Below are 25,734 nucleotides of genomic sequence, written 5' to 3'. Positions count from 1 at the left end.
CGTTCCTGGCGACCCCCGGAGAGGTTGACGCCCCGATGTCGAACGAAGACAAGCTCCGCGACTACCTGAAGCGGGCCATCGCGGACCTCCACGAGGCCCGCGAACAGCTCCGCGAGGCGACCGAGCAGCACCGGGAGCCGATCGCCGTGGTCGGCATGGCCTGCCGGCTGCCGGGCGGGGTCGCCTCCCCTGAGGAGCTCTGGGACCTGGTGTGCGACGGCGTCGACGCCGTCTCCTCCTTCCCCGCCGACCGCGGCTGGGACCTGCCCGAGGGCGCCGTCACCTCCCGCGAGAGCGGATTCCTGCACGACGCGGGCGAGTTCGACGCCGGGTTCTTCGGCATCTCCCCGCGCGAGGCCCTCGCCATGGACCCCCAGCAGCGGATCCTCCTGGAGACCGCGTGGGAGGCCGTCGAACGGGCCGGTATCGACCCCGGGACGCTGAGCGGCACGCCGACCGGCGTGTTCGTCGGCGCCGGACACGGCGGCTACGACAGCGCCTCCACCACCGCGGGCCAGGTCGTCGAGACCGCCGCCGGACACCTGCTGACCGGTAACACCGTCAGCGTAGCCTCCGGCCGCATCTCCTACGTCCTCGGCCTCGAAGGCCCGGCCATCACGGTCGACACCGCGTGCTCCTCCTCCCTGGTCGCCCTGCACCTCGCCGTCCAGTCGCTGCGCCGCGGCGAGTGCGCGCTCGCGCTCGCGGGCGGCGTGACGGTGATGTCGAGCCCGCAGATGTTCACCGAGTTCTCCCGGCAGGGCGGCCTCGCCGCCGACGGCCGGTGCAAGCCCTTCGCGGCGGCGGCCGACGGCACCGCGTGGAGCGAGGGCGCGGCCGTCCTCCTGGTCGAGCGGCTCTCCGACGCGCAGCGCCTCGGCCATCCGGTGCTGGCCGTAGTGCGCGGCTCGGCCGTCAACCAGGACGGCGCCTCGAACGGGCTGACGGCGCCCAACGGCCCGTCGCAGCAGCGCGTGATCCGGGCCGCGCTGGCCGACGCCGGTCTGACGCCCGCCGAGGTGGACGTCGTCGAGGCGCACGGCACGGGCACGCGGCTCGGCGACCCGATCGAGGCGCAGGCCCTGCTCGCGACGTACGGGAAGAACCGCGAACGGCCGCTGTTCATCGGTGCGTTGAAGTCCAACACCGGCCACACCCAGGCCGCCTCCGGCGTGGCCGGGGTGATCAAGACGGTGCTCGCGATGCGGCACGGCCTGCTGCCGCGCACCCTGCACCTCGACGCCCCGACCCCACACGTCGACTGGACCGCCGCCACCGTCGAACTCCTGGCCGAGGCCCGGGAGTGGCCTGCCGACGCGTGGCCCCGGCGTGCGGCGGTCTCCTCCTTCGGTGTGAGCGGCACCAACGCGCACGTCGTGCTGGAGGCGGCGCCGGCGGAGCCCGCTGGTGGCGTCGCGCCCGAGGCCGCGTCCGAGGCCGCGCCCGAGACGGTGCTGCCGTGGGTGTTGTCGGCGCACGACGTGACGGCCCTGCGGGCCCAGGCCGGACGTCTGGCCACCCACCTCCGGACGCGCGGACCGCTCGACCCGGCCGACGTCGCGTATTCCCTGGCGACCGGCCGGACGGCCATGGCCCACCGGGCCGTCGTCGTCTCGGCCGACCCGGAGGAGCGCCTGCGCGCCCTGGACGCCCTGGCAGCCGGGGGCGGGGGAGCGGGCCGCGTGACGGGCGTGGCGGAGAAGGGGGCGACGGCGTTCCTGTTCTCGGGGCAGGGGTCGCAGCGGCTGGGGATGGGGCGGGAGTTGTATACCCGGTTCCCGGTGTTCGCTCGGGCTTTCGACGAGGTGTGCGGGGTTCTGGATCTTCCGGTTCGGGATGTCGCCTGGGGTGCGGACGAGGAACTGCTGAACCAGACTGCGTATGCCCAGGCCGGGTTGTTCGCCGTCGAGGTGGCCCTGTACCGGCTGCTCGAATCGCTGGGTGTGCGGCCGGAGTTCGTGGCCGGGCACTCGATCGGGGAGGTCGCGGCCGCGCACGTGGCCGGGGTGTTCAGCCTGACCGACGCCTGTGCCCTGGTGGCTGCTCGCGGTCGGTTGATGCAGGCGCTGCCGTCGGGTGGCGCGATGCTGGCGGTGCAGGCGTCGGAGGACGAAGTCCTGCCGCTGCTGGGTGAGTTCGTGTCGATCGCGGCGGTGAACGGCCCGACGTCGGTCGTGGTCTCGGGGGCGGAAGAAGCCGTCGCGGAGATCGAGGCGCACTTCGCCGACCGCAGGACGAACCGGTTGCGGGTCTCGCACGCGTTCCACTCGCCGCTGATGGACCCGATGCTGGAGGACTTCCGTACGGTTCTCAACGGGCTGGGCTACAGCGCGCCGTCGATCCCGGTGGTCTCCAACCTGACCGGCGCACTGGCGGAGGGCCTGGCCTCGCCCGACTACTGGGTGCGCCACGTCCGCGAGGCCGTCCGCTTCGGGGACGGCGTCCGCACGCTGCACGAGGCCGGAGTCACCCGTTTCCTCGAACTCGGCCCGGACGGCGTCCTCACCGCGATGGCGGCCGAGTCACTGCCGGCCGACGCGGTCCTCGCCGCCGTGCTCCGCAAGGACCGTTCCGAGGAGCCGGCCCTCCTGGAGGCCCTCGCCCGCCTGCACGTGCGCGGCGCGGGCCCGGACTGGGCGGCGGTGCTCGCCGGGTCCGGCGGCCGTCGCGTCGACCTGCCCACGTACGCGTTCCAGCGGCAGCGCTACTGGCTGCCCGAGTTCCAGCACCGTGACGCGGGCGCGCCCTCCGCCGACCCGGTCGAGGACGCGTTCTGGACGGCCGTCGAGGCCGGCGACCTCCGGGAGGCGTCGGCCGTCCTCGGGATCGCGGAGGAGGCCGCCGAGGCCTCGCTTGACCACCTGCTGCCCGTCCTGGCCTCCTGGCGCGGGCAGCGGCGCCTGCTCGGCGCGCTGGACGGGTGGACGTACGGGACGAGCTGGGTACCCGTACGCGGCCTCACCGACGCGGTGCCGCCGGGCCGCTGGCTCGCCGTCGTCCCGGAGGGCACGGAGGAGGAATGGCCCGGGGCCGCCCTCGACGCCCTCGCCGAGCGCGGCCTGCGGATCGAGCTGGTGGCGGGGACCGGGGCCCTGACCTCGCTGCTTGCGGACGGCTCCGGCGAACTGCTCGCCGGCGTCCTCTCCTTCCTCGCCGCCGACGACCGCCCGCACCCCGACCACCGCCTCGTCCCCCGCTACCTGCCCGCGACCGTCGAGTTGCTGCGAACCCTGGAGGCCGCGGGCGGTCCGGCGAGGCTCTGGTGCCTCACCCGGGGCGCCGTCGCGGCCGAGGGCGCGGACCGGGTGAGCGAGCCCGAGCAGGCGCAGCTGTGGGGCCTCGGCCGGGTGGCCGCGCTGGAGCACCCGCAGTGCTGGGGCGGCCTGATCGACCTGCCCGACGCCCCCGACGCCCGCACCGCCGTCCGCCTGGCCGGCCTCCTCGCCCAGACCGCCGAGGACCAGCTCGCCCTGCGCGGTTCCGGCGCATATGCCCGCCGGCTGACCCACCGCCATCTCCCGCCGGTGCCCGGGCGCGCGGCGGCGCTGCCGGGCGCTCCGGGCACGGCGCCCGCGTCGGACGCCCCCGACGGCTGGACCGCGCCCCGAGGCACCATCCTCGTCACCGGCGGCACCGGCGCCCTCGGTGCCCACGTCGCCCGCTGGCTGGCCCAGGCCGGTGCCGAGCACCTGCTCCTCGTCGGCCGCCGTGGCCCCCAGGCCCCCGGCGCGCAGCAGCTGAGCGACGAGCTGACCGCCCTCGGTGCCCGCGTCACCCTCGCCGCCTGCGACGTCGCCGACCGCGACGCGCTCGCCGCCCTCCTCGCCGCCGTCCCCGCCGAGTACCCGCTCGCCGGCGTCGTCCACGCCGCCGGCGTCCTCGACGACGGCGTGCTGGAGAGCCTCACGGCCGACCGCTTCGGCGCCGTGCTCCGCGCCAAGGCCGTCCCCGCCCGCAACCTCCACGAGCTGACGGCCGGGCACGACCTCACCCTGTTCGTCCTGTTCTCCTCGATCACGGGCGTCCTCGGCAACCCGGGCCAGGCCAACTACGCCGCCGCCAACGCCTACCTCGACTCCCTCGCCGAGCACCGCCGCGCCGCCGGGCTGCCGGCCACCGCCGTCGCCTGGGGCCCGTGGGCCGGGGGCGGCATGGCGGGGGACCACCCGGGCCTCACCGGGCGGATGCGGCGCAGCGGGCTCGCCCCGATGGACCCGGAGCGGGCGGTCGCCGCGCTGCGTCGGGCCCTGCTCGCGGATGCGTCCGGCCTCACCGTGGCCGACGTGGACTGGAGCACGCTCGCCCCCGTGCTCACCGCCGCCCGTCCGAGCGCGCTGATCGCGGACCTGCCCGAGGTGCGTCGCGCGGTCCACCCGGGCGTCGCCACGACGTCCACCGACTCCCCGCCGACCGATCAGCTGCGCGGCCGCAGCGCCGACGAGCAGGAGCGTGTGCTGCTGGAACTCGTCCGCACCGAGGCCGCCGCCGTCCTCGGGCACGCCTCCACCGCGACCGTCGACGCCGCCCGGGCGTTCCGGGACCTCGGGTTCGACTCGCTGACCGCCGTCGAGCTGCGCAACCGCCTCACCGCCGCGACCGGTCTGCGCCTGCCCGCCACTTTGCTGTTCGACCAGCCGACCCCGACCGCCGTCGCCGCGCACCTGCGCGCCGAGCTGGCCGGTACGGCCGCGGGGGAGACGTCCGCGGCCCCTGCCGTCGTCGCCGACGAGCCGATCGCGATCGTCGCGATGGCCTGCCGCTTCCCCGGCGGCATCGAGTCGCCGGAGGAGCTCTGGCGACTGCTCGCCGAGGGCCGCGACGCGGTGGGCCCGTTCCCGGCCGACCGGGGCTGGGACACCGACCGCCTGCACCACCCGGACCCTGACCACGAGGGCACCAGCTACGTCGCCGAGGGCGCGTTCCTCACCGCCCCGGCCGACTTCGACGCCGCCTTCTTCGGGATCTCCCCGCGCGAGGCCCTCGCGATGGACCCGCAGCAGCGGCTCCTGCTGGAGACGGTCTGGGAGGCCGTCGAGCGATCCGGCATCGGCCCCGGGGCGCTGCACGGCTCGCGGACCGGCGTGTTCGTCGGCTCCAACTTCCAGGACTACCAGGTGCTGCTGGACGCGGCCCGGGAGGGGGTCGCCGGGCACGTGATGACGGGCAACGCCGCGAGCGTGATCTCCGGCCGCGTCGCCTACGTCCTCGGCCTGGAGGGCCCGGCCGTCACGGTCGACACCGCGTGCTCGTCCTCGCTGGTCGCCCTGCACCTGGCCGCCCAGGCTCTGCGCCGGGGCGAGTGCTCGCTGGCGCTCGCGGGCGGCGTGACGGTGATGTCCACGCCGCAGGTGTTCGTCGAGTTCTCGCGCCAGCGAGGCCTGGCCCCCGACGGCCGCTGCAAGCCGTTCGCCGCCGCGGCGAACGGGACGGGCTGGGCCGAGGGCGTCGGAGTGCTGCTGGTCGAGCGGCTCTCGGACGCGCGGCGCAACGGGCACCCGGTGCTGGCCGTGGTGCGCGGCTCCGCCGTCAACCAGGACGGCGCTTCCAACGGCCTCACGGCGCCCAACGGCCCGTCCCAGCGGCGCGTGATCCGGGCCGCCCTGGCCGACGCCGGTCTGACGCCCGCCGAGGTCGACGCCGTCGAGGCGCACGGCACCGGCACCCGCCTCGGCGACCCGATCGAGGCCCAGGCCCTCCTCGCCGCCTACGGCCAGGACCGCGAACACCCGCTGTTCCTCGGCTCGGTGAAGTCCAACCTCGGCCACACCCAGGCCGCGGCCGGGGTGGCCGGCGTGATGAAGACCGTGCTCGCGATGCAGCACGGCGAGCTCCCGAAGTCCCTGCACATCGACGCCCCGACCGCGCAGGTCGACTGGACGGAGGGCGCCGTCGAGCTGCTGAGCGAGGCCCGCACGTGGCCCGGGACCGGACGGCCCCGCCGCGCCGGCGTCTCCTCGTTCGGCGTCAGCGGCACCAACGCCCACGTGATCCTCGAAGCGGCCCCCGCGCCCGAGCCGCTGCCCGAGCGCCCGGCCGCCGGCCGCCCGCTGCCCTGGCTGCTGTCCGCCCGGACACCCGAGGCCGTGCGCGAGCAGGCCCGCCGCCTCGCAGCCCACGTCCGTGCCGCCGAGCCCGCCCTCGACGACGTCGCCCGCTCCCTCGTCACGACCCGCGCCGTCCTGGAGCACCGGGCCGCCGTCGTCGCGCCCGACCGGGCCGGGCTGCTGGACGGTCTGGACGCACTCGCCGAAGGCCGCGCCACCCCTGCCGTCCTGGCAGGACAGGCCGCAGGAGAGGGCGCACCGGTGTTCGTCTTCCCCGGCCAGGGCTCCCAGTGGGCCGGCATGGCGGTCGAACTCCTCGACACCGAAACGGTGTTCGCGCAGCGCTTCGCCGAGTGTGCGGCGGCCCTGGAGCCTTTCACCGACTGGTCGGCAACCGGCGTCCTGCGCGGCGAACCCGGTGCGCCCGGCTTCGACCGGGTCGACGTCGTGCAGCCCGTGCTGTTCGCCGTCATGGTGTCGCTGGCCGAACTGTGGCGCGCGCACGGCGTCGAACCGGCCGCCGTGCTCGGCCACTCGCAGGGCGAGATCGCCGCCGCCTGCGTGGCCGGCGCGCTCTCCCTGGACGACGCCGCCCGCGTCGTCGCCCTGCGCAGCCGAGCGATCCGGCGGCTCGCGGGCCTCGGCGGCATGGTCTCGGTGGCCGAGCCGGTCGCCGCCGTCCGTGAGCGCCTCATGCGCTGGGGCGAGCGCATCTCCGTCGCCGCCGTCAACGGCCCCGGCTCGGTGGTGGTCTCGGGTGACCCCGAGGCCCTGGAGGAGCTGATCGCCGACTGCGAGCGGGCCGGCGTGCGGGCCCGACGCATCCCGGTCGACTACGCCTCGCACTCCGCGCACGTCGAGCGCATCGAGCACGAGCTGCTCGACCTCCTCGCGCCGATCGCCCCGCGCAGCGCCGACGTCCCGTTCTGCTCGACCGTCACCGGCGCCGTGATCGACACCGCCGGGCTGGACGCCGCCTACTGGTACCGCAACCTGCGCCACACCGTGGAGTTCGAGCAGGCCACCCGCACCCTGCTGGCCGCGGGCCACCGGGTGTTCGTCGAGGTCAGCCCGCACCCCGTGGTGACCACCGGCGTCCAGGAGACGATCGAGGACAGCGGCCTGCCCGCCGCCGCCCTCGGCACGCTGCGCCGCGACGAGGGCGGCCCCGGCCGCTTCCTGCTCGCCCTCGCCGACGCGTGCAACCACGGCGCCCGGGTGGACTGGGACCTCCTGTTCGCCGGCACCGGCGCGCGCGCCACCGAGCTGCCGACGTACCCGTTCCAGCGGCAGCGCTACTGGCCGCGTCCGGGCGGGACGGGCGGCGACGTCACCACGGCCGGCTTGGCCGCGCCGGAGCACCCGCTGCTCGGCGCCGCCGTCGAACTCGCCCAGGGCGGAGGCCTGGTGGCCACCGCCCGCTGGTCGCTGCACACCCACCCGTGGCTCGCCGACCACGCGGTCGCGGGCACCGTCGTGGTGCCCGGCGCCGCGCTGGTCGAGGCGGTCGTCCGGGCCGGCGACGAGCTCGGCTGCGGGCGCATCGAGGAACTGACCCTGCATGCGCCCGTCCTGCTGCCCGAGCGCGGTGCGCTCCAGGTGCAGATCGAGGTCGGCGCCCCGGACGACACGGGCCGCCGCCCGGTCGCGCTGCACACCCGCCCGGCCGACGCGGACGCGCCCGAGGGCTGGACCCGGCACGCCGATGGCAGCGTCGCTCCCGCCGGGGTCGAGCCCGCGCCGGCGTCCGCCGCCTGGCCGCCCGCCGGCGCCGAGCCGATCGACGTCGGCGGCTTCTACCCGGGCCTGCGCGAGCACGGCTACGGTTACGGACCGGTGTTCCAGGGCTTGCGCGCGGCCTGGCGCCTCGGTGCCGCCGTCCACGCAGAGGTCGAGCTGCCCGCGCCGGCCCGTGCCGACGCCGCCCGTTACGGCCTGCACCCCGCCCTCCTCGACGCCGCCCTGCACCCGGCCGGGCTCGGCCCGCTGGCGGGCCGCCCCGGGCTGCCGTTCGCCTGGACCGGCGTCACGCTCCACGCCGCAGGGGCCACCGCGCTGCGGGTGACGCTCACCCCGGCCGGGCCCGACGCGGTGTCCGTCGAGATGGCCGACCCGGCCGGCCGCCCGGTCGCCGCCATCGAGGCCCTGGCCGTGCGCCCGCTCGCCGAGGGCGCCCTCGACCCGGCCGCCCGGGTGGCGCGCGAGGCGCTCTTCCACCTGGACTGGCCAGCCCTGACCCTTCCCGAGCCGGGGCCGGCCCCCGAGCGCTGGACCGTCCTCGGCGAACCGCCCGCCCACGCGGCGGCCCTCGCCGAGGCGGGCGTCGCCCTCGGCGCCGACGGGGACGTCACGCTCGTCGAACTCAGCGGCGACGAGCCGCTCGACGCCCTCGACCGCGCCCTCGCCGTCCTCCAGACGTGGCTCGCCGACGACCGGCCCGACGCCACCCTGCTCGTGACCACCCGGCGCGCCGTCGCCGTCGACCCCGCCGAGGACGTCCACGACCTGCCCGCCGCCGCCGTCCACGGCCTGGTCCGCTCCGCCCAGAGCGAGCACCCCGGCCGCATCGTCCTCGCCGACCTGGACGGCGACCCCGCCTCCTGGCGCGCCCTGCCCGCCGCGCTCGCCACCGGGGAACCCCGGCTCGCCCTGCGCCACGGCACCGCCCACGCCCCCCGCCTGGCCCGCGCCAACACCGCCGAGCCGCTGCCCGCGCCCGAAGGCCCGTGGCGCCTCGACATCCGCACCAAGGGCACGGTCGACAACCTCGAACTCCTGCCGAGCCCCGACGCGGCCGCGCCGCTCGCCGAGGGCGAGGTCCGCATCGAGGTCCGCGCCGCCGGCCTCAACTTCCGCGACGTCCTCAACGCCCTCGACATGTACCCGGGCGGTGCCCGCTTCCTCGGCTCCGAGGCGGCCGGCGTCGTGCGCGAACTCGGCCCCGGCGTCACCGGACTCGCCATCGGAGACCGCGTCATGGGCATGGCTCCGGGCGGGTTCGGCCCGCTCGCCGTCACCGATCACCGCCTGCTCGCCCGCGTCCCGCGGGGCTGGACCTTCGCCCAGGCCGCCTCCGTCCCCGTCGTCTTCCTCACCGCCTACTACGCCCTGCGCGACCTCGCGGACCTCCGGGCCGGCGAACGCCTCCTCGTCCACGCCGCGACCGGCGGCGTCGGCATGGCCGCCACCCAGCTCGGCCGCCTCTGGGGCGCCGAGGTCTACGGCACCGCGAGCGAGGCCAAGCAGCACCTGCTGCGCGCCGACGGCCTGCCCGACACCGCCATCGCCTCCTCCCGCACCCTCGACTTCGAGGAGCGCTTCCGCACCGCCACCGGCGGCGAAGGCATGGACATCGTCCTCAACTCCCTCGCGGGGGAGTACGTCGACGCCTCGCTGCGCCTCCTCGGACCCGGCGGACGGCTGATCGAGATGGGCCGGACCGACGTCCGCGAACCCGCCGAGGTCGCCGCCGCCCACGGCGGCGCCCGCTACCAGGCCTTCGTCCTCCAGGAGGCCGGGCCCGAGCGGATCGGGCAGATGCTCACCGACCTGGTCGAGCTGTTCGAGCGGGGCGCGCTGCGTCCCCTCCCGCTCACCTGCTGGGACGTCACCCGCGCCCGCGAGGCCTTCCGGCACATGGCCCAGGCCCGGCACACCGGCAAGATCGTCCTCACCGTCCCGCGTCCCTGGGCCTCCGACGGCACAGTCCTGATCACCGGCGGCACCGGCACCCTCGGCGCCGAGCTCGCCCGCCACCTGGTCACGGCGCGCGGCGCGCGGCACCTGCTGCTCGCCGGCCGCAGCGGCCCCGACGCCCCCGGCGCGGCGGCCCTCGCCGAGGAACTGGCCGCCCTCGGCGCCGAGGTCACCGTCGCCGCCTGCGACGCCGCAGACCGCGACGCCCTGGCCGCCCTGCTGGCCGCCGTGCCCGCCGAGCACCCGCTCACCGCCGTCGTCCACGCGGCCGGCATCCTCGACGACGGCGTGGTCGAAGGCCTGACGGCCGACCGGCTCGCCGCCGTGCTGCGCCCCAAGGCCGACGCCGCCCGGCACCTGCACGAGCTCACCCGCGGCCTCGACCTCGCCGACCTCGTCCTGTTCTCCTCCGCCGCCGGCGTCTTCGGCTCGCCCGGCCAGGGCAACTACGCCGCCGCCAATGCCTGGCTCGACGCCCTCGCCCAGCACCGCCGCGTCGCCGGGCTGCCCACCACCGCCCTCGCCTGGGGACTGTGGGCGCAGGCCAGCACCATGACCGCCCACCTCGGCGCCACCGACCGGGCCCGAGCCGAGCAGTCCGGCGCGCTCACCCTCAGCACCCCGGACGGCCTCGCCCTGTTCGACGCGGCCCTCGCCGACCACTGTGCTCTGCTCGTCCCCGTCCGCCTCGACACCGCGACCCTGCGCTCGCGCGGCGCGGCCGAACTCCCCGCTCTGCTGCGCTCCCTGCTGCGCCCTCTCGTGGGCACCCCGGCCCGCCGCACCGCGCAGGGCGCACAGGCCGCCGACGGGCTGCGCGCCCGCCTCGCCGGGCTCACCGCGGCCGACCGCGCCTCGGCGCTGCTCGACCTGGTGAGCGGCTGCACCGCGGCCGTCCTCGGCCACTCCTCGGCCCACCAGATCCACGCCACGCGGCCGTTCCGCGACCTCGGCCTCGACTCGCTGACCGCAGTGGAACTGCGCAACCGCCTCAACAGCGCGACCGGCCTGCGGCTGCCCGCGACCCTGGTGTTCGACCACCCCACCCCCGGGGCGCTCGCCGGGCACCTGGCCGACGGCCTCACCGGCACCGGCGGGGCGGCCACGGCCGGTGCGGCCCCCCAGGCCGCCGACGAGCCGATCGCGATCGTCGGCATGGCCTGCCGCTTCCCCGGCGGAGTCGCGACACCCGACGACCTGTGGACCCTGCTGTCCGACGGCACCGATGCCATCGCCCCCTTCCCGGCCGACCGCGGCTGGGACCTCGACCGCCTCTACGACGGCATCCCCGATCATCCCGGCTCCTCCCGCACCCGCGAGGGCGGCTTCCTCGCCGACGCCGCCGGCTTCGACGCCGCGTTCTTCGGCGTCAGCCCCAACGAGGCCCTCGCGATGGACCCGCAGCAGCGGCTCCTCCTGGAGACCTCGTGGGAGGCCCTCGAACGCGCCGGCATCGACCCCGGCACGCTGCGCGGCAGCCGCACCGGCGTCTTCGCGGGCCTGTCCTCCAGCGACTACCTCGACCGGGTCGCCCGCATCCCCGACGAGGCCGCGCCGTACGTGAGCACCGGCAACGCCGCGAGCGTGATCTCCGGCCGAGTCGCCTACACCCTCGGCCTGGAGGGCCCGGCCGTCACCGTCGACACCGCCTGCTCGTCGTCCCTGGTGGCGCTGCACCTCGCGGTCCGCGCGCTGCGCGGCGGCGAGTGCTCGCTTGCCCTCGCGGGCGGCGTCACCGTGATGTCGACGCCGATGATCCCGGTCGACTTCGCCCGTCAGCGCGGCCTGGCCGGCGACGGCCGCTGCAAGCCCTTCGCCGACGCCGCCGACGGCACCGGCTTCTCCGAGGGCGTCGGAGTGCTGCTGGTCGAGCGGCTCTCGGACGCGCGGCGCAACGGGCACCCGGTGCTGGCCGTGGTGCGCGGCTCGGCCGTCAACCAGGACGGCGCTTCCAACGGCCTCACGGCGCCCAACGGCCCGTCCCAGCGGCGCGTGATCCGGGCCGCCCTGGCCGATGCCGGTCTGACGCCCGCCGAGGTCGACGCCGTCGAGGCGCACGGCACCGGCACCCGCCTCGGCGACCCGATCGAGGCCCAGGCCCTGCTCGCCGCCTACGGCCAGGACCGCGAACACCCGCTCCTCGTCGGCTCGGTGAAGTCCAACCTCGGCCACACCCAGGCCGCCGCCGGCGTCGCCGGCGTCATGCGCACCGTCCTCGCCCTGCGGCACGCCGCCCTCCCGCAGAGCCTCCACATCGACCGGCCCACCACGCACGTCGACTGGACGGAGGGCGCCGTCGAGCTGCTGAGCGAGGCCCGCACGTGGCCCGCCACCGGACGGCCCCGCCGCGCCGGGGTCTCCTCCTTCGGCCTCAGCGGCACCAACGCCCACGTGATCCTCGAACAGGCCCCCGGCCAGGAGCCCGAACCGGCCCCGCCCGAGCGTCCCGCGCTGCCCTGGCTGCTCTCCGCCCGCAGCGCCGAGGCCCTGCGCGGCCAGGCCCGCGCGCTGCTCGACCACCTCCCCACCAGCACCGCCGCGCCGCTCGACCTCGCCCACTCCCTCGCCACCGGCCGCGCGCTCCTGGAGCACCGCGCCGTCGTCGTCGGCACGGGTACCGAGGACCTGCGTGCCGGACTCGCCGCGCTCGCCGACGGCACGCCCGCCCCGGGCGTCGTCACCGGTCGGCACGGCGCCGGGCGCGACCGCCGGGTCGTCCTCGTCTTCCCCGGCCAGGGCTCCCAGTGGGTCGGCATGGGCGCCGAACTGCTGCACACCTCACCGGAGTTCGCCGAGCGGATCGCCGCCTGCGGACAGGCCCTCGCCCCCTGGACGGACTGGTCCCTCGAAGCCGTCCTGCGCGGTGAGCCCGACGCGCCGTCACTCGACCGCGTCGACGTCGCCCAGCCCGCGCTGTGGGCCACCATGATCGCGCTCGCCGCCTGCTGGCAGGCCCACGGTGTCACCCCCGCCGCCGTGCTCGGCCACTCGCAGGGCGAGATCGCCGCCGCCTGCGTGGCCGGCGCGCTCTCCCTGGAGGACGGCGCGAAGGTCGTCGCCCTGCGCAGCCAGGCCATCGCCCGCGGCCTCTCCGGCCACGGCGGCATGGTGTCGGTGCCGCAGGCCCACGCCGACGTCCTCGCCCGCATCGAGCCCTACGGCGGCCGGCTCTCGGTGGCCGCCGCCAACGGCCCGTCCGGCGTCGTCGTCTCCGGCGAGACCGCGGCCCTCGACCACCTCCTGGCCGGCTGCGCCCGCGACGGCGTCCGGGCCAAGAGCATCCCCGTCGACTACGCCTCCCACTCCGCCCAGGTCGAGCGGATCGAGGAGAGCCTCCTCACCGAACTCGCCGGACTGACCACGCACGAGGCCCGGATCCCGTTCTTCTCCACCGTCACCGCCGACTGGCTCGGCGACACCCCGCTCGACGCCGGCTACTGGTACCGGAACCTGCGGCAGGCCGTCCGCCTGGAGGAGTCCGTCCGCGCCCTGCTCGCCCAGGGCCACGACGCCTTCCTCGAATGCAGCCCGCACCCCGTGCTCGCCACGGCCGTCGAGGACACCGCGGACGACGCGGGCGCCCAGGCCGTCGTGCTCGGCACCGTCCGGCGCGAGGACGGCGGCCCGGCCCGGCTGCTGACCTCCCTCGCCGAGGCCCACGTGCGCGGAGTGCGGATCGACTGGCGGCCCGCCCTCGCCGGCGGCCGGCTCGTCGACCTGCCCACCTACGCTTTCCAGCGCCGCCGCTACTGGCTCGCCCAGGACGCCGCCCGCACCGGCCCGCCCGTCGACCCCTGCGGGCTGGACCGCGCCGTCCGCCTCGCGGACGCCGACACCGTGTTGATCACCGGCCGGATCGGCACCACGACGCACCCGTGGACGGCCGACCACCGCGTGCGCGGCACCGCCGTCGTGCCGGGCAGCGCGTTGCTCGACTGGGCCGTGCGGGCCGGCGACGAGGCCGGCTCCCCGACCGTCGCCGAGCTCACCGAGCTCAGCCCGCTGACCCTGCCCGACGACGGCACCGTCGACCTCCAGCTCACCGCGGGACCCGCCGACGCCGACGGCCGACGGGCCCTCACCATCCACGCCCGCCCGACCGGCGCTCCCGACGACACCCCGTGGACCCGCCACGCCACCGGCACTCTGACCGGTGACAGCGCCGGCGGCGCGTCCCTGACCGAGTGGCCCCCCGCGAGCGCCCAGGCGGTGGACGCCGTCGAGCCGGACGGCACCGAGTACGGCGAGCGCTTCCGCACCGTCCTGGCGCGCTGGCGGCGCGGCGACGAGCTGTTCGCCGAGGTCGCCCTGCCCGAGGAGCACCGCACCGAGACGGCCGGCTTCCGCGTCCACCCCGGGCTGCTCCAGCCCCTGCTCGCCGCCCTCCGGGGCGGCACCGACCCCGCCCAGCCCGCCGACTGGCGAGGCGTCACCGTCCACGCCACCGGCGCCGCCCTGCTCCGCGTCCGGCTCACCCCGGCCGCCGACGGCAGCCACGTGCTCACCGCCGCCGACGCCGACGGCGCTCCCGTGCTCACCGCCGAGGCCGTCACCGTCCGCCCGATCGCGGCCGAGTACCTCGCCCCGGCGGCCGATCCGCTCTACGCGGTCGAGTGGGCCCCGACACCCGGGATCGCCCTCTCCGGAAGCGACCTCGGGGACACGGCCGTCCTCGGCGAGGACGACGCGCTCGCCGCCGCCCTCGGCGCCCGCGCCTACGCCGACCTCGCCGACCTCACCGCCGCCCTCGACGCCGGAGAGCCCGCACCCGCCACCGTCGTCCACCGCCTCACCGCGTCCGACGACGGCGACCCCGTCACCGCCGCGCACCGCGCCGTCCGGGCCACCCACGGCCTCGCCCGCGCCTGGCTCGGCGAGCCCCGGCTCGCCGACGCCCGCCTGGCCCTGCTCACCCACGGCGCCGAGGCCGTGGCCCCGTCCAGCGACGGCACCGTCCTCGCCCAGGCGGCGGCCCACGGACTCATCCGCTCCGCCCAGTCCGAGAACCCCGGCCGCTTCCTCCTCGTCGACCTCGACGACGACCCGGCCTCCGACGCCGCCCTGCCCGCCGCCCTCGCCGACCCCGACGAGCCGCGTCTGGCCGTTCGCGGCGGCGAGGTGACGGCGCCCCGGCTGCGCCCGGTGAACGAAGCCGTGGACGGCAGGGCATGGTCCTGGAACCCGGCGGGGACCGTCCTGATCACGGGCGGCACCGGCACCCTCGGTGCCCTCGTCGCCCGCCACCTCGTCACCGAACACGGCGTCCGCCACCTCCTGCTCACCGGCCGCCGCGGCCCCGACGCCCCCGGCGCGGCCGAACTCCTCGCCGACCTCGCGGCCCTCGGCGCCGACGCCCGGATCGCCGCCTGCGACACCGCCGACCGCGCCGCCCTCGACGCTCTCCTCGCCACCGTCCCCGCCGAGCACCCACTCGCCGGCGTCGTCCACGCCGCCGGCGTCCTGCACGACGGACTGCTCGAAAGCCTGACGGACGACCAGCTCGCCGAGGTTCTGCGCCCCAAGGTCGACGCCGGCTGGAACCTCCACGAGGCGACCAGTCACCTCGACCTCTCCGCCTTCGTCCTGTTCTCCTCCTTCGCCGCCACGGCCGGCGGCCCCGGCCAGGCCAACTACGCCGCCGCCAACGCCTTCCTCGACGCCCTCGCCGACCGCCGCCGCGCCGAGGGCCGCCCGGCCGTCTCCCTCGCGTGGGGATACTGGGGAGAATCGAGTGGAATGACGTCCACGCTGGACGCCGTGGACATCGCCCGCTTCGCGCGCTCCGGCATGCTGCCGCTCACGGCCGTCCAGGGCCTCGCCCTGCTCGACGCCGCCAGCGGTGTGGACCGACCGCACCTGGCCCCGATCCGGCTCGACCGACACGCCCTCGCCACGGCCGGGGCCGCGCCGCTCTTCGCCGAGCTCGCGCCCCGCCGTGTCGCTACCCGGCGCACGGCCGCAGGGCGGGCCGGGAGCGCGGCGACCGCTGACCGGGGCGTCCTGGACCGGCTGCCCGGCCTCGCCGCGGTCCAGCAGGAGAAGCTGCTGCTGGACGTCGTCGTCGGCCACCTCGCCGCCGTCCTCGGCCACGGCTCGCCCGAGGCCGTCGAACCCGAGCGCGGCTTCCTCGACCTCGGCATGTCCTCCCTGACCGCCGTCGAGCTGCGCAACCGCCTCAACGCCGAACTCGGCCTGCGGCTGCCCACCACGGCGATCTTCGACCATCCGTCGCCCACCGCCCTCGCCGGGCGCCTGCGCGACCTGGTCGGCGCGCCCACCGGCACCGCGGCGCCCGCCCGGCCCGTCTTCGCCGAACTCGACGAGCTGGAGAGCGCGCTCGGCGCCACCGAACTGGATGCCGGCTCCCGGACCCGACTCCTCGCCCGCCTCAAGAGCCTCCAGTGGCGGCTCGACGACGGCGCGACCGAGCCGCCCGCGGCCGCCGACGGGCCGGACGACGCGCTCGACGACACCACGGACGACGAGATGTTCGACCTGATCGACCGCGAGCTCGGACTCGCCTGAGGACCAGCCCCGGGGCCGTCCGCCCCGGGGCCGTCCCACGGACCCGTGCCACCCTTCCGAACTGCGAGGTTTCCCACCCATGGCCAGCACCTCCGAGGACAAGCTCCGCGACTACCTCAAGAAGGTCACCGCGGACCTGCGGCGCACGAAGCAGCGCCTGGAGTCCGTCGAGGCGAGGGACGCCGAGCCGATCGCGATCATCGGGATGGCCTGCCGCTACCCCGGCGGCGTCCGCACCCCGGAGGACCTCTGGCGGCTCGTCGCCGACGGTGCCGACGCCATCGGCGACCTCCCGGGGGACCGCGGGTGGGACACCGGTGGCCTCTACGACCCCACCCCCGGCACCCCCGGCAAGAGCTACGTGCGCCACGGCGGGTTCCTCGACGGCGTCGCCGACTTCGACGCCGAGCTGTTCGGCATCGCCCCCCGCGAGGCCCTCGCCATGGACCCGCAGCAGCGGCTCCTCCTCGAATCCGCCTGGGAGGCCATCGAGCGCGCCCACATCGCCCCCGCCGCCCTGCGCGGCAGCGACACCGGCGTGTTCATCGGCGGTGCCGACACCGACTACGGCTCCCTCGCCCGCCAGACCGAGGAGACCGAGGGCCACCTCCTCACCGGCGGAGCCGTCAGCGTCCTCTCAGGCCGCATCGCCTACACCCTCGGGCTGGAGGGCCCGGCGGTCACCGTCGACACCGCGTGCTCCTCAGCGCTCGTCGCCCTCCACCTCGCGGTCCGTGCGCTGCGCGCCGGCGAGTGCTCGATGGCCGTCGCCGGCGGCGTCGCCGTCATGCCGACGACCCGCCTGTTCACCGAGTTCTCCCGCCAGCGCGGCCTCGCCCCCGACGGGCGCTGCAAGCCCTTCGCGGAGGCCGCGGACGGCACCTCCTGGGCGGAGGGCGTCGGCGTCCTGCTCGTCGAGCGCCTCTCGGACGCCCGGCGCCTGGGCCACGAGGTCCTCGCCGTCGTCCGGGGCACCGCCGTCAACCAGGACGGCGCCAGCAGCCGCCTGACCGCCCCCAACGGACCCTCGCAGCAGCGCGTCATCCAGGCCGCGCTCGCCAACGCCCGCCTCACCCCCGACCAGGTCGACGCCGTCGAGGCCCACGGCACCGGCACGACCCTCGGCGACCCCATCGAGGCGCAGGCCCTGCTCGCGACCTACGGCCAGGACCGGCCCGCCGACCGGCCGCTCTACCTCGGTGGCGTCAAGTCGAACATCGGCCACGCCCAGGCGGCGGCCGGCGTCGCGGGCGTCATCAAGACGGTCATGGCGTTGCGCGCCGGGGTGCTACCGGCCACCCTGCACGTCGACGAGCCGTCCTCACACGTGGACTGGACGGCGGGCGCCGTCGAACTGCTGACGGAGGCCCGCGACTGGCCGCGGACCGGGCGCCCGCGCCGGGCGGGCGTCTCGGCGTTCGGCATCAGCGGGACGAATGCGCACGTGGTCCTGGAACAGGCGGACGAGGTTGTGGCGGAGGAGCCTGTGGAGGCTGCCCCGGTCCCGGCCGTCGTGCCGTGGGTGCTGAGCGGCCGGACGCCGGACGCGCTGCGCGCCCAGGCCGCCCGCCTGCGCGACGTCGCGGCGGGCGTGCCGGTCGCGGACGTCGCGGCGGCGCTCGCCACGAGCCGGTCGATGCTCAACCACAGGGCCGTGGTGGTCGGTTCGGACCGGGACGCGCTGCTGCGTGGGCTCGACGCGCTGGCGGCGGGCTCGGGCGGGGTCGTCGAGGGTGCGGTCCAGGGCGGCGGGACGGCGTTCCTGTTCTCGGGGCAGGGGTCGCAGCGGTTGGGGATGGGGCGGGAGTTGTACGGCCGGTTCCCGGTGTTCGCTCGGGCTTTCGACGAGGTGTGCGGGGTTCTGGAGCTGCCGGTTCGGGATGTCGTGTGGGGTGTGGACGAGGAGCTGTTGAACCGGACGGAGTATGCCCAGGCGGGGTTGTTCGCGGTCGAGGTGGCGTTGTTCCGGCTGGTGGAGTCCCTGGGTGTGCGGCCGGAGTTCGTGGCCGGGCACTCGATCGGGGAGGTCGCGGCCGCGCACGTGGCCGGGGTGTTCTCGCTGGGGGACGCCTGTGCGCTGGTGTCCGCTCGTGGCCGTTTGATGCAGGCGTTGCCGTCGGGTGGCGCGATGCTGGCGGTGCAGGCGGCGGAGGACGAAGTCCTGCCGTTGCTGGGCGAGTTCGTGTCGATCGCGGCGGTGAACGGCCCGACGTCGGTCGTGGTCTCGGGGGCGGAGGAGGCCGTCGAGGCGATCGAGGCGCACTTCGCCGACCGCAGGACGAACCGGTTGCGGGTCTCGCACGCGTTCCACTCGCCGCTGATGGACCCGATGCTGGAGGACTTCCGGGCTGTCCTCAACGGGCTGACGTACGTTGCTCCTTCGATCCCGGTGATCTCCAACCTGACGGGGGAGGCAGCCGCTCCCGAGCAGCTGTGCTCGGCGGACTACTGGGTGCGCCACGTCCGTGAGGCCGTCCGCTTCGCCGACGGTGTGCGCGCGTTGGAGGCTGCCGGCGTCACCCGTTTCCTGGAACTCGGCCCCGACGGTGTTCTGACGGCGCTGGCGGCCTCCTCTCTTTCCGACGAGGCCGTGCTGTCCTCCTCCCTCCGCAAGGACCAGGCCGAGGACACGACCGTCCTGACCGCGCTCGCGCGCCTGCACGTCACCGGCGTGCCCGTCGACTGGGCCGCCCTCTTCGCCGGCACCGCCGTCCGCCCGGTCGACCTTCCGACCTACGCCTTCCAGCACCGTCGCTACTGGCCCGTGACCGCCCGCGCGACCGCCGGTGACCTCGGCGCGGCGGGCCTCGACACCGCCGACCATCCGCTGCTCTCCGCCTCGCTCGAACTCTCCGACGAGGACGGCCTGTTGTTCACATCCCGGCTCTCCCGCCAGTCCCACCCCTGGCTCGCCGACCACGTCGTGCGCGGCAACGTCCTGCTGCCCGGCACCGCGTTTCTCGAACTGGCCGTCCGCGCCGGGGACGAGGCCGGCTGCGACCGCGTCGAGGAACTGACCCTGGCCGCACCGCTCGTCCTTCCCGAGCGCGAGGGCGTCCAGTTGCAATTGCGGGTCGGCGCGGCCGACGGTACCGGCCGCCGCACCTTCACCATCGCCTCCCGGCCCGAGGGCGCCGACGGCCGCGCCTGGGACCAGCACGCGACCGGCGTCCTGGCCGTGGGGGAGATGCGCACCGCATTCGACACGTCGGTCTGGCCGCCGGTCGGCGCCGAGGCGGTCGATTCGGCCGGGCTGTACGAGGACATGGCCGACGGCGGCTACGCGTACGGCCCGGTGTTCCAGGGCCTGCGGGCGGCCTGGCGGCGAGGGGACGAGGTCTTCGCCGACGTCGCCCTGCCGGAGGGTACCGAGGGCACCGGCTACGGCCTGCACCCGGCGCTGCTCGACGCCGCCCTGCACGTGACGGCCGTCAACGGGATGCCGCGCGGCGTCGTGCCGTTCTCGTGGGAGGACGTGTCGCTGCACGCCTCCGGCGCGTCCTCCGTGCGCGTGCGCGTCACCCGGACCGGCGAGGAGTCCGTCGCGGTGGCGGTCGCCGACGCCGAGGGCTTGCCGGTGGCGTCCGTCGGGTCGCTGGCCCTGCGCGCTGTGTCGAGCGGCGGGTCGGCAGCGGCTCGGGACGGGCTGTTCCGGGTGGACTGGGTGCCGGTGAAGACGGCTGCTGCTCCGGAGTTCGCGGAGGTCGAGTCGCTGGCGGAGGTTTCGGCGGACGCGCCGCCGGTGGTGGTGATCCGACCGGCGGACGACGACGTGCACGCGCGTACGGCCCGCGTGCTGGAGCTGGTGCAGGGCTGGTTGGCGGGGGAGCGGTTCGCGGGCTCGCGTCTGGTGTTCGTGACGCGCGGTGTGGTGGCGGGCGAGGACCTTCCGGGCGCTGCGGCGTGGGGCCTGGTGCGGTCCGCGATGTCGGAGGAACCGGGCCGGTTCGGCCTGGTGGATCTGGCGGGTTCGGAAGAACTGCCGCCCACAGCCCTGGGTTTGGACGAGCCGCAGCTGCTCGTCCGCGACGGGGAGGTCCTCGCGGCCCGGCTCCTGCGCGCCGAATCGGCGGGCGAGCCGGTGGCGTGGCCGAGTGAGGGCAGGGTCCTGATCACCGGCGGCACGGGCGGCCTGGGCCGGGTCATGGCCCGGCACCTGGCCGTCGAACACGGCGTGCGGCAGCTGCTGCTGGTCAGCCGCCGGGGCGCGGACGCCGAGGGCACGGATGAACTGCTTGCCGAACTGGCGGCGGCCGGCGCGGAGGCCGTCGTCGAGGCGTGTGACGTCGCCGATCCGGCGGCGGTGGCAGGCCTGTTCGCCCGGCACGAGATCCGCGCGGTCGTCCACACGGCCGGCGTGATCGACGACGGCGTGATCGGCTCCCTGACCGCCGAGCGCGTCGGCGCCGTCCTGCGCCCGAAGGCGGACGCCGCCTGGCACCTGCACGAGGCCACGAAGGAACGCGAGTTGGCGGCCTTCGTCCTGTTCTCCTCCGTCTCCGGCGTCTTCGGCGGCCCGGGCCAGGCCGCCTACGCGGCGGGCAACGCCTACCTCGACGCCCTGGCGGTCCACCGTCGTTCGCTCGGCCTGACCGCCGTCTCGCAGGCCTGGGGCCCGTGGACCCGCGACGGCGGCATGATCGGCACGCTCGCCGACGTCGACCTGCACCGGATAGCCCGCTCGGGCATGCCGGAGCTCACCCCCGCCGAGGGCGCCGCGCTGTTCGACGCCTCGCTCGCGGCGGGCCTGCCCGCGATCCTGCCGGTCCGGTTGGACCTCGCGGCGCTGCGGGCCCAGGACTCGGTGCCCGCCCTGCTGCGCGGACTGGTGCGCGGCCGGGTCCGGCGCGCGGTGGTCGTGGGCTCGGCCGCTTCGGCGGCCTTCGCGCAGCGGCTCTCGGGGCTGGGCGAGGACGAGCGGCGGGCGGCCGTCCTGGAGTTGGTGCGCGACCGGATCGCCGTGGTCCTGGGCCACGAGGGCGGCTCGGTCGTCGACCCGTCGCGGGCCTTCCAGGACCTCGGCTTCGACTCGCTGACGGCGGTCGAGCTGCGCAACCGGCTGCGGTCGGCGACCGGTCTTCCACTGCCGGCCACCGTCGTGTTCGACTACCCGACGGCGAGTGCGCTGGCGGGCTTCGTCCTGGAGGGCCTGTTCGGCGCCGAGGAGGCCGAGGAACTCCTGCCGGCGCTCCCGGTGTCGTCGGACGACCCGGTGGTCATCGTCGGGATGGCCTGCCGCTATCCCGGCGGCGTGGCGTCGCCGGAGGACCTGTGGCGGCTGGTGGCCGACGGCGTGGACGCGGTGTCCGACTTCCCGGCGAACCGCGGCTGGGACGTCGACTCGCTCTACAGCGAGGACCGGTCCGTCCCGGGCACGTCGTACACCCGGCGGGGCGCGTTCCTGCACACCGCCGGGGAGTTCGACCACGAGTTCTTCGGGATGAGTCCGCGCGAGGCGCTGGCGACGGACGCGCAGCAGCGCCTGCTGTTGGAGACGTCGTGGGAGGCGTTCGAGCGGGCCGGCATCGACCCGGTGACGTTGCGCGGCAGCCGGACCGGCGTCTTCGCGGGCATCATGTACACCGACTACCGCTCGCTCCTCGACGGCGAGGAGTTCGAGGGCTTCCGGGGCAGCGGCAGCGCCGGGAGCGTGGCCTCGGGCCGCGTCTCGTACACCCTGGGCCTGGAGGGCCCGGCGGTGACGGTGGACACGGCGTGCTCGTCGTCGCTGGTGGCGATGCACCTGGCGGCGCAGGCGCTGCGCGGCGGCGAGTGCACGCTGGCGCTCGCGGGCGGCGTGACGGTGATGTCGACGCCGGGGACGTTCGTGGAGTTCTCGCGCCAGGGCGGCCTGTCGGCGGACGGCCGGTGCCGTTCGTTCGCGGACGCGGCGGACGGCGTGGGCTGGGGTGAGGGCGTCGGCATGGTGGTGCTGGAACGGCTGTCGGACGCGCGTCGCAACGGGCACCGGGTGCTGGCGGTCCTGCGCGGCAGCGCGGTGAACCAGGACGGTGCGTCGAACGGTCTGACGGCGCCGAACGGTCCGTCGCAGCAGCGGGTGATCCGGCAGGCGCTGGCGAGTGCCGGACTGTCGACCGCCGACGTCGACGCCGTCGAGGCGCACGGTACGGGGACGACGCTGGGCGACCCGATCGAGGCGCAGGCCCTGCTGGCGACTTACGGCCAGGACCGTGAACTGCCGCTGCTGCTGGGCTCGATCAAGTCGAACATCGGGCACGCGCAGGCGGCGGCTGGCGTGGCCGGCGTGATCAAGATGGTGCTGGCGATGCAGCACGGCCTGCTGCCGCGCACACTGCACGTGGACGCACCCTCCTCGCACGTGGACTGGACGGCGGGCGCGGTGGAGGTGCTGGCCGAGGCCCAGGGGTGGCCGGAGGCCGGCCGGCCCCGCCGGGCGGGCGTGTCGTCGTTCGGCATCAGCGGGACCAACGCGCACGTGATCCTTGAACAGGGCGAGCCCGAGGCCGTGCGGGACGCTGCGGTGACGGCGGGGGCGATGCCCTGGGTGGTATCCGCCAGGTCCGAAGCGGCGTTGGACGCGCAGGTCGCGCGGCTGGCAGAGGTCGGTGAGCTCCAGGCTGCGGATGTGGCGTTCACGCTGTCCGGGCGGACGGCCTTCCCGCACCGGGCGGTGCTCGTCGATGGCGTCGAGGTGGCCCGGGGGCTTGTGGGTGAGGGCGGGACGGCGTTCCTGTTCTCGGGGCAGGGGTCGCAGCGGTTGGGGATGGGGCGGGAGTTGTACGGTCGGTTCCCGGTGTTCGCTCGGGCTTTCGACGAGGTGTGCGGGGTTCTGGAGCTTCCGGTTCGGGATGTCGTGTGGGGTGCGGACGAGGAACTGCTGAACCGGACGGAGTACGCCCAGTGCGGACTGTTCGCGGTCGAGGTGGCGCTGTTCCGGCTGCTCGAATCGCTGGGTGTGGGGCCGGAGTTCGTGGCCGGGCACTCGATCGGGGAGGTCGCGGCGGCGCATGTGGCCGGGGTGTTCTCGCTGGAGGACGCCTGCGCGTTGGTGAGCGCTCGTGGCCGTTTGATGCAGGCGTTGCCGTCGGGTGGCGCGATGCTGGCGGTGCAGGCGGCGGAGGATGAAGTCCTGCCGCTGCTGGGTGAGTTCGTGTCGATCGCGGCGGTGAACGGCCCGACGTCGGTCGTGGTCTCGGGGGCGGAGGAGGCCGTCGCGGAGATCGAGGCGCACTTCTCTGACCGAAAGACGACGCGGCTGCGCGTGTCCCACGCGTTCCATTCGCCGTTGATGGACCCGATGCTGGAGGACTTCCGGGCTGTCCTCAACGGGCTGACGTACCAGGCGCCGTCGATCCCGGTGATCTCCAACCTCACCGGCGAACCGGCCGAGGACCTCACCGCCCCCGACTACTGGGTGCGCCACGTTCGCGAGGGCGTCCGCTTCGCCGACGGCATCCGCACGCTGGAGGCCGCGGGTGTCACGCGCTTCCTGGAGCTCGGCCCCGACGCCGTCCTCACCGCCCTCGCGGCCGCCTCCCTCTCCGGCGACAGCGTTCTGGCTCCCGTCCTCCGCAAGGACCAGGGCGAGGACGCGACCGTCCTGACCGCGCTCGCGCGCTTGCACGTCACCGGCGCGCGCGTCGACTGGGCCGCCCTCTTCGTCGGGACCGGTGCCCGCGCCGTGGACGTGCCCACGTACGCGTTCCAGCACCGGCACTACTGGCCGGCGGTCACCCGCGCGCGCGGCGGCGACGTCCGGCTCGCGGGACTCGGTGCCGTCGAGCACCCGCTGCTGGGCGCGGCCGTCGAGCTGGTCAACACGGACGGCTACCTGTTCACCGGCCGGTTGTCGGCCCGGTCGCACGGGTGGCTCGCGGACCACGTCGTCATGGGTTCGGTCCTGGTGCCGGGCACGGCGCTGGTCGAGCTGGCGGTGCGGGCCGGGGACGAGGTTGGCTGTGATCTGGTCGAGGAACTGACGCTGGCCGCGCCGCTCGTCCTGCCCGAGCGGGGCGGCGTGCGGGTGCAGGTGTGGGTCGGCGCGCCGGACGCGTCCGGGCGGCGCGCGCTCACGATGCATGCCCGGCCGGACGACGCGGACGGGACGGTCTGGACTCTGCATGCGAGTGGTGTGGTGGGCTCGGGCGCGGTGCCGGCGGTGTTCGATGCCTCGGTGTGGCCGCCGGTCGGTGCCGAGGCGGTTGACGCGGTCGGGTTGTACGAGGGTCTGGCGGAGGCCGGGTTCGAGTACGGCCCGGCGTTCCGGGGGCTCCGGGCCGTCTGGCGGTGCGGGGATGAGGTCTTCGCGGAGGTCGCTCTGCCCGAGGGCGTTGACGGTAGTGGTTTCGGGTTGCACCCGGCGCTGTTCGACGCCTGCCTCCACGCGTTCGCGCTGACCGGGTCCGGCGAGGGTGGCGGTGTGCCGTTCGTGTGGGAGGACGTGGCGCTGCACGCCTCCGGGGCGTCGACGGTCCGGGTGCGGCTGACGCCGTCGGCGGGCGGTGGGGTCGCGCTCGCGATCGCCGACGCCGACGGCCGGCCGGTGGCCTCGGTCGGCGCGCTGACGGTGCGCCCGATCGCCACCGGGCAGCTCGCGCTCAAGACGCGGGTGGGCCGGGACGCGTTGTTCCGGGTGGACTGGGTGCCGGTGAAGACGGCTGCTGCTCCGGAGTTCGTGGTGGTGGAGTCGTTGGCGGAGGTTTCGGTGGAGGTGCCGCCGGTGGTGGTGATCCGACCGGCGGACGGCGACGTGCATGCTCGGACGGCACGTGTGCTGGAGTTGGTGCAGGGTTGGTTGGCGGGGGAGCGGTTCGCGGGCTCGCGTCTGGTGTTCGTGACGTGTGGTGTGGTGGCGGGCGGGGATTTGCCGGGTGCTGCGGTGTGGGGTCTGGTGCGGTCGGCGATGTCGGAGGAGCCGGGCCGGTTCGGTCTGGTGGATCTGGCGGGTTCGGGAGAACTGCCGCCCGCTGTGCTGGGTGTGGATGAGCCGGAGTTGCTCGTCCGTGGCGGTGAGGTCTTCGCGGCCCGTCTGGTTCGGGTGGAGGGCACGGTCGGGGCGGTGGCGTCGGTGGCGTGGCCGAGTGAGGGGACGGTTCTGATCACCGGTGGCACGGGTGGTCTGGGCAGGGTCGTGGCGCGGCACCTGGCGGCGGAGCACGGCGTGCGCAGCCTGTTGCTGGTGAGCCGCCGTGGCGCGGACGCCGAGGGTGCGGACGAACTGCTCGTGGAGCTGGCGGAGTTGGGTGCAGGGGTGATTGTGGAGGCCTGTGACGTGGCGGATGGGGCCGCTGTCGCGGACCTGTTCGCCCGGCACGAGATTCGCGGCGTCGTCCACACGGCGGGGGTGCTCGATGACGGTGTGATCGGTTCCCTCAATCCCGGGCGTGTCAGCGCGGTGCTCCGTCCGAAGGCGGATGCGGCGTGGAACCTGCACCGGGCCGCTGAGAACGTCGGGGCTTTTGTTCTCTTCTCCTCCGTCGCCGGCACG

2 protein-coding genes (1 of these 2 only partly in view) are annotated in these 25,734 nt (G+C 75.8%); both read left to right on the top strand.

Annotation, left to right across the window (positions count from 1 at the left end):
• Window positions 1-35 precede the first annotated feature (35 nt).
• Window positions 36-16,265 (top strand): type I polyketide synthase, encoded by a 16,230-nt coding sequence (locus ACIO9K_RS07345; RefSeq protein ID WP_400327677.1) that lies wholly within the window; start codon window positions 36-38, stop codon window positions 16,263-16,265.
• A 79-nt stretch (window positions 16,266-16,344) separates the two neighbouring features.
• A protein-coding gene (locus tag ACIO9K_RS07340; RefSeq protein WP_400327675.1) for an SDR family NAD(P)-dependent oxidoreductase crosses the window boundary here: on the top strand, window positions 16,345-25,734 show its start. 21,078 nt of this gene lie beyond the right edge of the window; only the first 9,390 of its 30,468 coding nucleotides appear in the window; the start codon lies at window positions 16,345-16,347; its stop codon lies beyond the right edge, outside the window.

The organism is Kitasatospora sp. NPDC087271, assembly GCF_044744605.1.
GTDB lineage: Bacteria > Actinomycetota > Actinomycetes > Streptomycetales > Streptomycetaceae > Kitasatospora.
The sequence above is the reverse complement of the archived record's forward strand: the minus strand, read 5'-3'. Positions and strand labels throughout refer to the sequence as shown.

Coding starts and splice junctions, on each gene's coding strand:
- ACIO9K_RS07345 (WP_400327677.1), top strand. CDS start 36: ATGTCGAACGAAGACAAGCTCCGCGACTACCTGAAGCGGGCCATCGCG.